The organism is Ochrobactrum sp. Marseille-Q0166, from assembly GCF_014397025.1.
Lineage (GTDB): Bacteria > Pseudomonadota > Alphaproteobacteria > Rhizobiales > Rhizobiaceae > Brucella.
Window position 1 is genome coordinate 367,252 of sequence record NZ_JACJUO010000003.1, and the last position, 15,074, is coordinate 382,325.

Genomic DNA, 15,074 nt, shown 5'->3' on the forward strand with positions numbered 1-15,074 from the left:
GCAATGAAAATATTCGATAAAGACTGGGCCGGGATCGCACTGACCACTTTCATAGTCGCATTCTTCATTTTTATGCTGGCACCAATTCTGGTGGTCGTCGTGGTGTCCTTCACATCGGCGGGCTACGTATCTTTCCCGATCCCCGGCTGGTCGCTCAAATGGTTTGCGAATATTTTCGCCTATCAGCCTTTTGTTGATGCGATCTTCGTGAGCCTGAAAATCGGCCTCGGCGCGACTGTGCTTTCCTGCCTGATCGGCATTCCGGCATGTCTTTATCTGGCACGCTCGCGCGCCGGATGGGCGAATGCCATTATGACGTTCCTGCTATCCCCTTTGTCGATGCCAATGATCGTCATCGGTTTCGCGTCGCTGTTTTTTATGAGTTGGCTCGGGCTCGGCATTTCATTCACGGCACTTCTCATCACCCACACGGTGGTTTGCCTTCCTTATGTGGTGCGAACAGTCGCGGGTGTTTATGGCAATCTGCCACGACGCTATGAAGAAGCGGCAGCAATTCTCGGTGCCAATCCATTGCAGGTTTTCTGGCATGTGACCTTGCCATTAATCCGTCCTGGCGTGATGGCGGGGTCGCTGTTCTCATTCCTGACATCGTTCGACAATCTGCCAGTCAGCTACTTTTTCGCAAGCGCACAAACAAACACCCTGCCAGTTGTGATGTTGAGCTATCTTGAACACCAGTTTGACCCAACAATCGCCGCTCTGAGCACGTTACAACTGCTCATGGCAATTTTTACACTGCTGGTCGTTGATCGCATTTATGGCATCCGTAAAATGACCGTCGCAGCGTAAAACTTGTTGCGAACTATCTGAACCACCAAAGAAAGAACGCACATGCCTCGCGCTGCTGTTATTCAACTCTTTCACGAGGCCAATGCTTTCACGCCAGTCAAAGCAAACTATGAAGGATTTCTCTCCGCTCAGTATTTTCAAGGTGAAGATGTAAGACGCGAATTCGGCTCGACCAGTAACTGGCTCGGTGGCGTGACTGAAGCACTGGATGAAGCCGGATATGAAATTGCCTATGGCGTCTGCACCGGATGTCTGCCGGGTGGCACACTTGAAACTGAGAGCTATCACCGGCTGGTTTCAGAGATCATTGAATCACTTAAAGATATTGTTGCGGATGGTCCGGTAGACGTTGTGGCGCTCTTGCTACATGGTGCTTTGGTGGTTGACGGCGTTGCTGCACCCGAGACCGACCTTGCACTTAAAGTTCGCGCCATCGTCGGATCAGATGTTCGCATAGCAGTTCCGCTCGATTTCCATGCCAATGTTGAGCCGATGCTGCCTTATGTCGTCGATGTAGTCATTGGTGGCAAATTATATCCGCATGCTGATACGCATGCACGTGGCAAGAAGCTTATGCAGCTCGCACTTGATCCTGTGAAATGGAAGACCCGGCGTTTTCGACTGCCCGTCGCTGCACCTATGAGCGCACAAACAAGCGATGCGGAACCGTTTAAAAGCCTAGTTACGCTGTCTAATGAAATCGAGCGTCGCGATGGTCTTGCTGATGTGGTGGTTATGGGCGGCTTTCCCTATGTGGACTCTGATGAGGTCGGGAGTTCGGTAGTCGTAACCGGAACTGATGACGAGGCCATGAAGCAAGTCTATCGCGACATGGCCGAAGTGATCTGGCAAAAGCGAGAAGCGATCACCCGGCCAGCGTCTTCATTTGAAAAAGCGGCAAATGAAATCTATGCGTGTGCAGCGCGAGGGCGTGTTGTGATTGGGGATGCTGGCGATAATCCCGGCTCCGGGGGCGTTGCCAATGTCGCTGATATTTTTGCAAGTCTTTCGGCGCAGGATTTACCCTTCGCAGCGGGTTTTATGGTCGATGGCGAAGCTGTATTGGCCGCGCAGGCAATTGGCGAAGGCAATCGCGGCGCGATCGCTATGGGACACCTTCAAAATGGTAAGCCATTCGTCGTTGATGCATTCGTGGAGCGCGTCACTGATGTTCGTTATCGCAATGAGGGTGCAAATTTACATGGCGAATTATTAGAGGGGGGCTTGGGTGCAGTTCTTCGTGTTCGTGATGCTGGCCATATCGTGCTCGTTACTGAGCGCATTCAAGCATATGATACGCAGGCCTTCCGTAGTCTTGGTATCAATCTTGAAAGCAAGGCGATTATCCACGTTAAATCGAGCAACCACTTTCGCACGTCATTTACGCCATTGGCAGAGCAAGGCGTCTTTGTCGTTGATAGTGGTGGCTATGCTTCGACGGACGCTACCAAGTTTCCGTTCACCAAGCGCGCAACCCGCATTCTTCCGCTAGCACCACTCGACAAAAGCGATTGGGATCGTCAGGTCGCAGAAGAATGCGAGATTGCATGTCGCACGCTATGATGCGTAGTCTTTGGCGATCTCCCCACCTTTGATGACAAATCGCAGGTGATCAGCAAAATTTTCCAAAGTGCCTTTGTCAAGCGGATTGGCTGAAAGAATATTGAGATCCGCGCGGTAACTTTCTTTAACAAACCCAATTTCATTTTCCAGCCGAACGAGTGCGGCCGCCGTACTTGTTGCGGCACGAAGCAGATCGAGTGGCGGCACAACGTCGGCTCGCAGTGCGAACTCATGCAATTGGCGAGAATGCATCGGCCCAATCAGATCGGTGCCATACACCATGGGAACACCGGCACGATAGGCAAGTTCAACAGCATAAAGACCAGAGTCGAGGACCAGCTTGATCTTATCCATCCGATCTTTTGGAAAGCCGCTTTCGGCCCCCACTTCCGCCAGCGCACGGAAGCATGAAAGCGTTGGCGTGAGGAAACTCCCAGCTTGCTTCATCAGTGCGACAGTCTCTTCATCGAGCAGGTTGCCATGTTCAATAGAGCGGACACCATTGCGCACTGCACGCGCGACTGAGCGCGCTGTATACGTGTGAGAAACGACATAGAGGTCGGCCATATTGGCCTCGTCTACGATTGCTGCGATTTCATCTTCAGAAAACTGATCCGACGTGATGCGGTCGGTTGGAGACGAGATACCGCCATTGGCCATAATCTTGATGTGGTGCGCGCCACGTCTGATCTCATCGCGCGCGGCACGACGAACCTCGTCGACCCCGTCACAACGTCGGCCAAGGCTCACCTGCGTATAGGTTTCATCCGTCCGATCCACACCCATTGCACGGTGATCGCCATGACCGCCGCTAGCCGAAAGCGCCTTGCCTCCATAAAGGAGCCGTGGCCCTGAAATCAGTCCTTCTTCGACCGACTGCGCAAGACCAAAATCCGCACCACCAACATCGCGCACAGTGGTAAAACCACGCGAGAGCATTCCATCAAGCACCTTCGCCGCACGCGTTGCAACATACATAGGAGACTGGCGCGGAAGCTCACTGAGATTGGCGGTGTAAGCAGTGGCATGGACATGAGCGTCGATCAGCCCCGGAATAATAAAAGCGCCTTTGAGATCAATCCGGTTCGCATCAAGCTGCGAAAGCTTGCCAGTGTCAATTTCACGGATAAAGCCATTTTCCAGAATGAGGTTTTGATCGGCTTGAATATCTCCGCTTTCAACATCGACGACATTCGCATTCTCAAGAATTGTAATCACTGTAGTTTTTCCTGTCAGAAAAATTGAAAGCGGCAAAAGCCGAACTGGTTATCAGCCCGGCTTTTGTTGCGTGGTTCGGCTTATTTTTCTGACCAGCCGACCCGGTTGAGAAAGATATTCTCGTTGGGTAAAGGCGTGAAATCCACGTTCTTGGCGGCGCCATAAAGTACCGAAGCCTGATAGAGCGGGATGATATAGTTTTCGGCAGCAACGATCTCATGCACCGACTTATAAAGTTCAAGACGACGTTCCGGGTCAATCACGGTTCGCGCTTCATCCAATGCCTTGTCCAGACGATCATCCTTGATCGTTGACCAGCTGCTTGACGAGTGCAGAAGCGGATAAAGCGTCCCATCTGCATCCTGACAGCCGCAGCTCCAGCGCCCAAAAGCTGCCGAAGGAATTGTGTCGGAGCCGGATTGCATTTGCTGCATCCAATTGCCCATATCAGTCGTTGAAATCTTCACATTAAGGCCGACTTCATTGAGCATCTGCTGGATTGCCTGAACCACGCGCTGATCGTAGGTTGGTGTGGTGAGCAGAGTGATTTCAGTTTTTGCAGCATCACCAACCTCGGCAACAAGCTCTTTAGCCTTCTCAGGATTGTATTCCGGTGCCTTAATGCCTTCGACAAAGCCAAATGAAACCGGGGACGTCAGCTCGTCAATCGGTGCATCGTAACCGCCGAGAATGCCTTCAACGATACCCTGTTTGTCTATAGCATGGGCAATTGCCAGACGAATGCGCGGATCATCAAGCGGAGCTTTGTTGACGTTGAGCGAGAAGAACGCAATGCGCTCGCCGCGCACTGGCAAAACCTTGCCCTGCCCCGATGCTTCAAGCTGAGCTGCAAGATCATTGTCAAGGTTGCTGGCGAGGTCTGTTGTTCCCGACTGCAGATTGGCGATACGGGTTGAACCATCCGGAACTGCGCGGAAGGCGACTTTCGGAAATTCGCCCTTCGTGCCCCAATAATCATCATTGCGATCAAGCAGAACTTCCACGCCACGGTTCCAGCTTGCAAGCTTATAAGGGCCTGACCCCACTGGCTTGATATTGAACTCATCCTTGCTGACGGCATCAACCACATGTTTTGGCACGATGGAAAGCTTGGTGAGCTGCGCAAGTAATACCGGATATGGCCCCTTTGTCGTCACGACAACGGTTGTATCATCCTTAGCGACGGCATCGGCGATCTGATTAAACTGACCAATTTGCGGGCTCGCAAAAGCCGGGTCAATAATGCGCTTGATGCTGAAAGCTACATCTTCAGCGGTTAGTGGCTTGCCATCGTGAAACTTCACGTCATCGCGGATTTTGAACTCAATCTCTGCATCGGAAAGATATTTCCACTCCGTCGCAATCTGCGGCGTGATCTCGCCCTTGTCGTCACGCGTCAGCAGATTATCGAAGATATTGCGATAGACATTAAAGCTGTCGGTATTCCACTGCACATGCGGATCAAGTGAGCTCGGCTCAGCAATGAAATCCACCGCCAGCACGTCTTTGGCATTGGCATTATAAGGCACAGCGATGAGTGGTGTTGCTGCAAGCATTGCAGCGACAAGGGCATTTTTAAAGCGCATCAATATATCTCCCGTGAGTTCCCCGATTTAGCGGCTGAATACGACACTTTGCCAATCAAACTGTAAAACTGACATCTTAGTTTTAAGATATGCAATATTAATATCGAATACTGTCATCATATAAAAATCGACGCAACCAGCACGCTTTCTAAATCTAAAGGCAAAAGAAAAAAGTGATTTCGTTTTTAGGTCCGAAAGAGAAACAGTTGATTTATAGGAATTGTAAAGGCAACATGCGCTTGTTTCATCTTGAACGCGATATGGAGATAAATTCTTCACTTCGGCGATCAGGAAAGAAAAATATGTTCTTTTCTTCGTGTGAAAGAGATTTCAAAATACAAAACTGAGAGGTCAGTTATAAATGTTGGATATTGATGCCTATATATCCCCTATTTCACTTGAAGGTAAGGGAGACCTGGCGGAAAAGGCGCTACGAAGTGCAATTGTAAACTGCATTCTGGCGCCGGGCGAGCGGCTGTCGGAATCTGCACTTTCTACTGAATTTGCACTCGGACGCGGTGCACTCCGCGCCGCTCTCGCGCGTCTTAAGGCAAGTGGACTCGTGTCATCGTCGGCACGTAGCGGTTGGGTTGTTACGCCAATTTCTGCGGGAGAAATCCGCGAGTTAAGCGCAGCAAGACGGCACTTGGAACCGTTGCTTTTCGCAGCCGTACTGGATGATGCATCGATCCAACGACTGATCGCGCTTGGAGAAATGCATTCCGCACTCACTCAGCGCAATGAACTTGGTGGCGACATTCTTCCCACGATCCGCCGCTATGAGCGCGAAATATTGGAGCTTCTCGCGACGCGTCTCAATATGCCGATTGTTTCGGGTTGGCTGATTGACCTTTGGGATCGCGCCGTAAGGCTGGTTAACTTCTTTGAGAAAACGGGGCGTGTCAGACTGGTTCCTGCCAACCGTTCGCTTTTGATCAGCGCGATTATTGAGGGCCGCAAGAGCGAGGCTCTGGAATTGTTTGGTGCGGCAAACACGGCGCTCGAAACCTATCTGCTCGACCGCTTTCTTGAATCAGAAGCGATGGTCGGCACGAAACCTATCCGCCGCAATACGGGCAAAAGCAAAACAGAAAAACAAACGCGTTCAGAACCAACCTTAGAGAAACCAGGGGCATTATAGATATGAAAGTAGCGAGCCGTTCGATCCGCTCCGCCATTACAGGCCTCATTCTGGCCTGTTCACCGCTGACCATGACCACAGCTTTCGCCAAGGATCAGCTGGTCATTGATCTCGTGAACGAACCATCCTCGCTTGATCCACACAAGCAGTGGAACCCGGACAGCTACTACGTTTACCGCAATATTTTTGACAATCTGGTGACCCGCACAGACGATGGTGAGATTGCACCGCAGATTGCGAACGAATGGAAATATAATTCGGACGATGAGATCGTCTTTAAATTGCGCGACGATGTGAAATTTCACGACGGCTCGCCACTGACCGCTAAAGATGTTGCCTTCAGCATCAACCGCATCATCAATCCTGCCTTTGCCAGCCCGCAGCTCGGCCAATTCAATAAGATTGTTTCGGCGCAAGCCTCTGGTGATCATGAAGTGATCGTTAAAACGGATGGTGCTTATCCAGCACTGCTTGCGCAGCTTGTAAAACTGTCGATCGTCCCTGAGAAGGTCGTTGAGGCGCAAGGCGACGATGCCTTCAATGCAGCACCTGTTGGCTCTGGCCCTTATAAGTTTGTAAACTGGCAGCGCGGTGTATCCGTCGCGCTCGAACGCAATGATGATTACTGGGGCGAAAAAGGCGCTTTTAAAACTGCCGAGTTCCGCGCGGTTCCTGATGCCGCGACCCGCATCGCCAATCTGCAATCTGGCACCACCGATCTGGCTGTTGGCCTTGATGCCGACCTTGCAACCCAGGTTGAGGGTTCGGCCAATGCCAAGCCTTTATCCGTTCTGACCGAGCGTGTTGGCTATGTAAAACTTAACCCGAACCTGCCGCCTTTTGATGATAAGCGCGTCCGCGAAGCTGTGGCGCGCGCAATCGATAAGCAAGCGATTACCGAAGGTCTTCTGGGCGGTGTTGATAAGCCTGTCGCGCAAATGGTGACGCCATCGCATTTTGGCTATGTCGAAGGCATTGAAGGATATGCTTACGACCTCGAAAAAGCCAAGCAGCTTATCGAGGACGCCAGTGCGACTGGTAAGGCTGTGAACTTCGCAACGGCACCCACATTCGATCAGCGCATCGTACAGGCTGTGGCTCAAATGATTGGTGAGACGGGACTAACCGTCAACATCGAAACGACTGATATGGCGACCTATCTCAAGCGCGCTCAAAGCGAGCCTGCAAGCCAGCCAGCCATTGCGTTTGGACGTTGGTCTTGTGCCTGTCAGGATGCCGATGGCGTGCTCTTCCCGCTTCTGCACTCGTCCAGCTCCTGGTCTTCGACAAACAATCCTGAAATCAACAAAGCGCTGGAAGCCGCACGCGGCACGCTGGACGAAAAGATCCGTCTCGAAAACTATAAGACGGTCAGCAGTTTCGTTGCCGAAGACGTACCGCTCGTGCCGCTTTATCAGGCTGCGATCATTTATGGCGCAGCAAAGCAGCTTGAGTGGAAGCCGACTGCCAATGAAAGCCTCTTCCTGAACCGCATGAGCTGGCAGGACTAGAGCGCATCCCGAAAAGTGTGAAACGGTTTTCGGATAAAGATGCACTCCAAACATGAAAGACTGGCGCAGACATGCGCCAGCCTGCAATAAAATAACAAGGGAACGATAACCGCAGTGCCAGCTTTTTTCCTGACCCGCATTGTGCAGGCTCTGATCGCCATTCTTGGCGTGATGACACTGATCTTCTTTCTGCAACGCCTCGCTGGCGATCCCGTTCTGCTGCTTGTTCCGCAGAATGCGACACTGGCTGATATTGACGCAATGCGGACAGCACTTGGCTTTGATCGGCCTCTTGCTGTTCAATATCTCGAATATGTGCGGGGTCTACTAACCTTTGATCTTGGTCGCTCCTATGTGCAAAACGTCTCCGTCTGGACACTGATTGCGAGCCGTTTGCCCTACACGTTGCTGCTGGCCGGTGGTGCGCTCGTCGTTGCGATCGGCCTTGGCATTCCGTTGGGTGTCATCATGGCGGTGCGTCGCGGACGCGCTGAATCAAAAGCAATCATGGGGATTGTTCTGGCAGGGCAATCGATGCCGACTTTCTGGAGCGCGATCCTGATGATCATGGTGTTTGCGGTCTGGCTCGGATGGTTGCCACCATCCGGCGCGCGCGACTGGCCAAGCCTTATCATGCCATCCATTGCACTCGGGCTTTTGTCCATGGCCACATTTGCGCGCGTTGCACGGACCGCCGTTCTAGATGAGTTGGAAAAGGATTATGTGCGTACCGCCCATGCCAAGGGCGTGCCGATAACGCGCATCGTCATGCGTCATTTGCTGCGTAACGCCTCCATTCCGGTTGTCACAGTCGCTGCACTCGAAATTGCCAATCTTCTGGCAGGAGCCGTGATCGTAGAAACTGTCTTCGCATGGCCGGGGCTTGGACAATTGACTGTACAGGCAATTGCTGCGCGTGATTTCATGCTGGTTCAGGGCGTTGTTCTGTTGGGTGCAGTGACTGCAATTGTGCTCAATCTGATTGCCGATGTTCTCTATAGCATTATCGACCCTCGCATTCGAATGGGGGGGCAGGCATGACATCTCTTACGTCATCAAAAAGCACATTCGCCAAATGGTCGAAGAGATTGCCACTATCCGTTTCGCCCTTTCTCGCAATATTGATCCTGTTGCTGCTGATCGCCATCTTTGCGCCCTTTTTTGCTCCTTTCGATCCAAACAAGCAAAACTTGCTCGCTCGCCTTAAACCACCGGGTTTTGAAAGCCGCGGTGTTGTCTATTACCTTGGCTCCGACGAGCTTGGCCGCGATGTATTAAGCAGGCTTATCTATGGTGCTCGTATTTCGCTTTTCGTAGCGATTTCATCGGTCGTCCTTTCGGGTATTCTGGGAAGCATTCTTGGTATGCTGGCTGCTTTTTATCGCGGCTGGACTGAAACAATCATCATGCGACTGGTCGATATGGTGCTTTCTGTCCCGGCTATTTTGCTTGCAATCATTACGGTTGCCATTTTGGGGCCAAGCCTTGCCAATGTGGTGATCGTACTCGCCCTCACGCGTTGGCCACGCTATGCACGCGTTGCCTATGGGCAAACGCTTTCGGTCGCAAACATGCCCTATATGCGCCTGTCTCGCTTCATGGGTGCGGGCTGGCTGCGCTTATTATGGCGGCATATTCTTCCGAATATTGCGGGCGCGCTCATTGTTGTTGCAACGCTCGAATTCGGGTTGATGGTCTTGTTTGAGGCGGGTTTATCGTTCCTCGGGCTGGGTGTGCAACCACCAACTGCAAGTTGGGGCGCAATGCTCTCGACCGGACGCAACTACGTCGCTTCCGCTTGGTGGATCGCAACATTTCCGGGCCTCACTTTGTTCCTGCTCGTTCTTTCCATCAATCTTATCGGCGATCATATCCGCGACTGGCTCGACCCGCGCGGCAGATAGGAGTTTATCCGTGAATTTCGAAAATGAATTCAAAGGCAAAAAAGTCATCGTAACCGGTGCGGGTGGCATCATTGGCAGCTGGATTGCCAGTGCCTTTGCAAAGGAAGGCGCAGTCCTCTGCTTGACCGATCAGGATCGGGCCAAGATTGATGTACGGATTGCTGAACTGCCCGGCGAAGGCCATTTTGGTATTGTTTCCAACCTCACCGACGCAGACTCAATTGTGAGCTTTGCTAAGGCTGTCGGGGAACGCTGGGGCGCACCAGACATTCTCATCAACAATGCTGGTATTTATCCGTCAGACTTTCTGCTCGATATTTCGCTTGCCGATTGGGACCGCATCATGGGCGTCAATTTGCGCGCTCCATTCCTGCTCTCACAGCTTTTTGCAAAACAGATGGTGGACAACAAAACAGCCGGTTCTATCGTCAATATATCGTCGGGTGCTGCGCGCAAAATGCGCACCACCGTCGTTCCATATTGCACCTCCAAAACGGCGCTTGATCGCCTGACTAAAGGCTTTGCACTTGAACTTGCCGAATATGGCATTCGGGTTAATGCTGTCGAACCCGGCTTTGCAACTGGAAGCGATGTCAGCCCGTTATCCGATGAACACGTCAACACCGTAACCGCATCAATCCCGCTTGGGCGCGCCTCTTCAGCCCCCGATGTCGCATCAGCCGTGCTCTATGTGAGTTCTTCGGCGTCCTCTTATGTGACGGGCGCGACACTGACGGTCGATGGCGGCAATTCGATAGGTTCCTCGGCGGTATTCCAGCAGAAAAAGAAAGCGCTATGACCGAAAGGCTCGATGTCAAATCGCCATGGCCGAACTATCAGTGGCCTTCCGGAAAGCAGTCCGCGACGCTGTTGTCTGTCGATGTGGATGCGCATGTTCCGTTCATGTGGACACATCGCGACGTGGTGCCTGATCGTCTGGCAACGCTGGAAATCCGCAAGTTCGGTCCCCGTACCGGGCTTTATCGACTCATCGACCTTTTTGCGCGATACAACGTTAAAGCCAGTTTCTATGTGCCCGGACTGACCGCTGAAACAAACCCCGAAATCCTGCCGACATTGATTGAAGCGGGACACGAAGTTGGCCTTCATGGATATTTCCACGAGATCGTCGCCGATGTGTCAGACGCCGAGTTTACCGGAGCACTTGAAGCAAGCATTGAATTGTTCGTTAAACAGACAGGCAAAAAGCCAGTGGGCTTTCGTTCTCCTGCATGGGAAATCACGCCGCACATGCTTCGCGAAATTAGGCGTGTGGGTCTGGCCTATGACTCGTCTCTTTCCGGTTTTGATCATCCCTATGAGATCGACGGCATTACAGAAATTCCAGTGCAATGGGCAACCGACGATGCCATTTTCTTCAAGTTTGAGGGTGGAGGGCGCGACAAGTGGCCGTTTCAGTCTGGACAGCCCATCTTGCAGGACTGGATCTGCGAATGGCGCACCCTTCACCGCTTTGGCGGACTGTTTACCCTCACAGTCCATGACTGGATTTCAGGCCGTGCGCAACGCATCGCACTTCTTGAAGAGCTCCTAGACAACATAACCAGTCAAAGCGATGCATGGGTAGCCACAGCGGCCGAAATCGCAGTCTACCATAAGGCATCCGCCAATCTCGGACGTTTTGCTGTCGATGCAAATATCCCCGCTGCCATTGGAAACCGTAGATTTGGACAGGCGAATGGCTGAGAGCTGGGCAATCCAAAAAAAGCAGAGCGTAAGTGAAGGCGGCATGGTTGCCTGCCAGAATTGGCTCGCAGCGGATGCAGGTGCGGCTGCTTTGCGTCGCGGTGGCAACGCTATGGACGCTGCCGTAACAACTGCATTGGTCTTAAGCGTCGTCGAGCCGTGGCTATCGGGCGTGGGCGGAGGCGGTTTTTTGCTCCACGCTGATGGAAAAAAAGGCACTATAGATGCGCTTGATTTCAACGTCGTGTCGCCACGCAATATCGATCCAGATGACTATCGGCTTGCACCGGGTAGCGATGGTGACTGGTTCAACTGGCCTAAAGTCGTCGAGGACCGAAACCTCATCGGTTATAGCTCCATCTGTGTACCGGGTGCGATAGCGGGCCTTGCATCCGCATTGGAACGCTTCGGCTCGATCAGCTTTGCTGATGCGCTGCAACCCGCTATTCAGCATGCGCAGCGCGGTTTACAAATTGACTGGTTCACCACGCTTTGTCTGGCTATTGATAGCGAAGGTTTGAACCGCTTTCCTCCCTCAAGTGCTCTCTTTCTCGATCATGGGCGTGCGCCGCGTGTTCCTGAAACGGATTCACCGCACAGCATTCCTATGCCCAAAAAAGCCGCCATGCTGGAACGGCTGGCTAACGCAGGTGCGCGAGATTTTTATGAAGGTGAGATTGCTGAAAAGCTGGTCAAAGATTTGCGTGATGGCGGTTGCCGCATCGACAAAAATGATCTCATTCAGTTTGAGCCGCAGTGGAAAAAGCCGCTGACCATCGATTATCACGGCTCGTCAATACATGCCATGCCCGGGCTTTCCGGTGGGCCAACGCTCAAACACGTTCTTGAAGAATTGAGCCGCACGCTACCGAGCGAAAATGCACTTTCTGGTAAAACAGCGCTCGCCTTTGCGCGCGCAATCCGGCGCGCCTCTGAAGAACGATTGAGAACACTCGGCCATGGTAGCAGCGGCGAGAGTTGCACGACCCATATCAGCGTTGTTGATCGTGATGGAACGATGGTGTCACTCACCAACACTCTGTTGTCACGCTTTGGTTCCAAGGTGGTTTTGCCCTCACTTGATCTGCTCATGAACAACGGAATGATGTGGTTTGACCCGCGACCCGGTCAGCCAAATTCTATTGCGGCAGGCGTTAAGCCACTCGCCAATATGTGTCCGATCATTACCTGCAAAGATGGCTCACCGCATATAGCGCTTGGCGCTGCGGGCGGTCGCCAGATAATGCCAGCAGTGGCCCAGATATTATCTTATATCGATATTTTCGGCATGTCGCCGGAGGTGGCGTTTCATGCACCGCGCATTGATGCCAGCGGGGTTAAGCTGCGCGTGAGCGAACGCGCACAGCCCAACGTTGCGGCCCGACTAAGCGAAGAATTTCCAGTCGAGATTATTGGAGACACGCTTTATCCGGTGAACTTCTCGATCCCTTCAGTTGTGATGCGTGAAGATGGCCACAATATCGGCATGGCGCATCCCTACCATCCGTGGGCAGCAGTAAGCACGGAGGAAGCATGAGCAAACATGTGCTTACAGTCGATGGGCTTGTCATCCAGATTGCCGGTCAACCCGTGGTGGATGGTGTCAGCTTTCATGTCAATGAAGGAGAAATTCTCTCTGTTGTGGGCGAATCCGGTTGCGGAAAATCATTGACCGCATTTTCAGTTATGGGGCTACTTCCCAAGGTCGCAAAGGTAGCTTCAGGCAGCATTCGCTTTGGCGTAAAAGATCTGCTGAATATCCCCGAAAGGAAACGGCGTAGCCTACGCGGCAATGATTTGGCTATGATATTTCAGGAGCCAGTTGCTTCACTCAATCCACTGATGAAAATCGGCAAGCAGATTGAGGAAAGCCTTATCGTGCATCGCAATTTGAGCGGTAAAGCAGCCCGCCATGCCGCTATCGCCATGCTTGAAAAAGTTGGTATTCCAGAGCCGGAAATTAGGGCCGGGCAATATCCTTTTGAGCTATCCGGCGGCATGTGCCAGCGCGCAATGATTGCTATGGCACTGATTTGTCGACCTAAACTGCTGATAGCAGACGAGCCGACAACTGCTTTGGATGTGACCATTCAAGCGCAGATACTTGACCTGATGAAGAATCTACGCGACGAGACTGGAACTGCCATTCTTCTAATTACCCATGACATGGGCGTGGTAGCCGATATGGCTGACCGCGTAGCAGTGATGTATGCAGGGCGCGTGATCGAACAGGCTCCCGTTGAAGCGATTTTTTCTCGGCAGGAGCATCCCTATACGAAACTTCTGCTCTCAACCATTCCGCGGATGGAGGGTGCGCCTAAAACCCATCTACCGACAATTGAAGGCATTGTCCCCGACATAGGTTCATGGCCCGATGGATGCCGCTTCGCACCACGTTGCCCAATTGCTGAAGATCATTGCAGTGCGCAGATACCGCAATTGTCGCCACGCATTGACGTTGGCGCTGCTGCTTGCTGGCGTTCACAACATGTGGGAGCGTTGCTATGAGCGACATGCTACTTTCAGTCGAAAATCTCAAAGTCCATTATGCCATTCGCGGTGGCTTGCTGGGGCGGGCCATTAATTACGTCAAAGCCGTTGATGGGGTTAGCCTCCATATTGCAAGAGGCGAAAGCGTTGCACTGGTTGGTGAATCCGGCTGCGGAAAATCCACTCTGGGCACTGCAATCTTAGGCATGACGAAAGCAACGTCTGGCGAAATCAGTTTTGACGGAAAGCCAGTAGCGCACGGCATGTCAGAAACCATACGCGCGCTTTCGCGGGATATTCAGATCGTGTTTCAAGATCCGGCGTCTGCGCTTAATCCCAAGCTTACAATTGGTGAAAGTATTGCCGAACCACTTGCGATCCATAAGATCGGCACATCCGCAGAACGTCGCGCCCGTGTCGCAGAATTGCTTAAACTGGTTGGGCTTCACCCCGAACATGCGCAGCGCATGCCCGGTGCCTTTTCCGGCGGGCAAAGACAGCGCATCGTGATTGCCCGAGCGCTTGCACTTAATCCCAAGCTGATGATTTTGGATGAGCCAGTTTCGGCGCTCGATGTCTCCATCCGTTCGCAGATTCTCAATCTGCTCCTTGACCTTCAGAACCAGTTTGGCCTTTCCTATCTGTTCATCAGCCATGATCTTTCGGTGGTACGGCATTTTGCAGATCGAGTAGCTGTCATGTATCTGGGACGTATCGTTGAGACGGGCAAAACATCAGAAGTGTTCGATAAACCAGCGCATCCCTACACTGAAGCACTGATTTCAGCCATTCCTCTGCCTGATCCCATCGCTCAACGACAACGTAAGCGCATCGTCCTGTATGGCGATCTGCCTAGCCCCGCCAATCCGCCAAAGGGCTGTGGTTTTTCCACGCGCTGTCCCATCGTTTTTGCTGACTGCCATCAAACGCCGCCCCACTTAACTGCAATAACTCAGACTAGACATCTCGCCTGCTATGCACATGCGAAGTGAGATCTTTGGATAACGAGTGTCCGGCTTCCAAACTTGATTTAGACACACTGCAATGCAATTATCAGATATTGTTAATAGTCAATGTCAGGTGCAATTCAATCCCGACCAGGTTACCCAGCTTCGCTTTTAGATTGCCAGTCAAGAATCCATTC

The 15,074-nt window shown here is 52.2% G+C and carries 13 protein-coding genes; 11 read left to right on the plus strand and 2 right to left on the minus strand.

The window, feature by feature from the left end:
* Positions 1-3 precede the first annotated feature (3 nt).
* Together H5024_RS20180 and H5024_RS20185 are read left to right on the plus strand one after the other, a co-directional pair.
* Positions 4-810 carry an ABC transporter permease gene (locus H5024_RS20180; RefSeq protein ID WP_187548978.1) on the plus strand — a complete coding sequence of 269 codons (807 nt, stop codon included), beginning with the start codon at positions 4-6 and terminating at the stop codon, positions 808-810.
* Positions 811-852: 42 nt separating this feature from the next.
* Complete coding sequence (locus H5024_RS20185; protein ID WP_187548979.1) at positions 853-2,373, plus strand: M81 family metallopeptidase; 1,521 nt, start codon at positions 853-855, stop codon at positions 2,371-2,373.
* On the opposite strand, the gene H5024_RS20190 is transcribed toward H5024_RS20185, so the two are convergent.
* Both H5024_RS20190 and H5024_RS20195 read right to left on the minus strand, forming a co-directional pair.
* Entirely contained in the window at positions 2,368-3,591 is a 1,224-nt protein-coding gene (locus H5024_RS20190) for an amidohydrolase family protein (protein WP_187548980.1), read from the minus strand. The two genes, H5024_RS20185 and H5024_RS20190, sit on opposite strands and share 6 nt — an antisense overlap.
* Before the next feature lie 80 nt (positions 3,592-3,671).
* Positions 3,672-5,177 carry an ABC transporter substrate-binding protein gene (locus H5024_RS20195; RefSeq protein ID WP_187548981.1) on the minus strand — a complete coding sequence of 502 codons (1,506 nt, stop codon included), beginning with the start codon at positions 5,175-5,177 and terminating at the stop codon, positions 3,672-3,674.
* Between the two features lie 361 nt (positions 5,178-5,538).
* On the opposite strand from H5024_RS20195, the gene H5024_RS20200 reads away from it, so the two are divergent.
* The 9 genes from H5024_RS20200 to H5024_RS20240 all read left to right on the plus strand — a co-directional run bounded on the left by H5024_RS20200 (position 5,539) and on the right by H5024_RS20240 (position 14,922).
* A complete protein-coding gene (locus H5024_RS20200) occupies positions 5,539-6,318 on the plus strand; it encodes a GntR family transcriptional regulator (RefSeq protein WP_187548982.1) in 780 nt (259 codons plus the stop codon).
* A gap of 2 nt (positions 6,319-6,320) precedes the next feature.
* On the plus strand, positions 6,321-7,829 hold the full coding sequence (locus H5024_RS20205) for an ABC transporter substrate-binding protein (RefSeq protein WP_187548983.1): 1,509 nt from the start codon (positions 6,321-6,323) through the stop codon (positions 7,827-7,829).
* A 114-nt stretch (positions 7,830-7,943) separates the two neighbouring features.
* A complete protein-coding gene (locus H5024_RS20210; RefSeq protein ID WP_187548984.1) occupies positions 7,944-8,870 on the plus strand; it encodes an ABC transporter permease in 927 nt (308 codons plus the stop codon).
* Positions 8,867-9,733, plus strand: a complete 867-nt coding sequence (locus H5024_RS20215) for an ABC transporter permease (RefSeq protein ID WP_187548985.1) — start codon at positions 8,867-8,869, stop codon at positions 9,731-9,733. Before H5024_RS20210 ends, H5024_RS20215 begins: the two co-directional genes overlap by 4 nt.
* Before the next feature lie 10 nt (positions 9,734-9,743).
* Complete coding sequence (locus H5024_RS20220) at positions 9,744-10,532, plus strand: SDR family oxidoreductase (RefSeq protein WP_187548986.1); 789 nt, start codon at positions 9,744-9,746, stop codon at positions 10,530-10,532.
* Entirely contained in the window at positions 10,529-11,440 is a 912-nt protein-coding gene (locus H5024_RS20225) for a polysaccharide deacetylase (protein WP_187548987.1), read from the plus strand. Before H5024_RS20220 ends, H5024_RS20225 begins: the two co-directional genes overlap by 4 nt.
* Positions 11,433-12,977, plus strand: coding sequence for a gamma-glutamyltransferase (locus H5024_RS20230; protein ID WP_187548988.1), 1,545 nt, complete (start codon positions 11,433-11,435; stop codon positions 12,975-12,977). The genes H5024_RS20225 and H5024_RS20230 overlap by 8 nt, the downstream gene beginning before the upstream one ends.
* Positions 12,974-13,948: an ABC transporter ATP-binding protein gene (locus tag H5024_RS20235; RefSeq protein WP_187548989.1), complete on the plus strand. Its 975-nt coding sequence runs from the start codon at positions 12,974-12,976 to the stop codon at positions 13,946-13,948. The genes H5024_RS20230 and H5024_RS20235 overlap by 4 nt, the downstream gene beginning before the upstream one ends.
* Positions 13,945-14,922 (plus strand): oligopeptide/dipeptide ABC transporter ATP-binding protein, encoded by a 978-nt coding sequence (locus H5024_RS20240; protein WP_187548990.1) that lies wholly within the window; start codon positions 13,945-13,947, stop codon positions 14,920-14,922. Before H5024_RS20235 ends, H5024_RS20240 begins: the two co-directional genes overlap by 4 nt.
* The last annotated feature ends 152 nt before the right edge of the window (positions 14,923-15,074 follow it).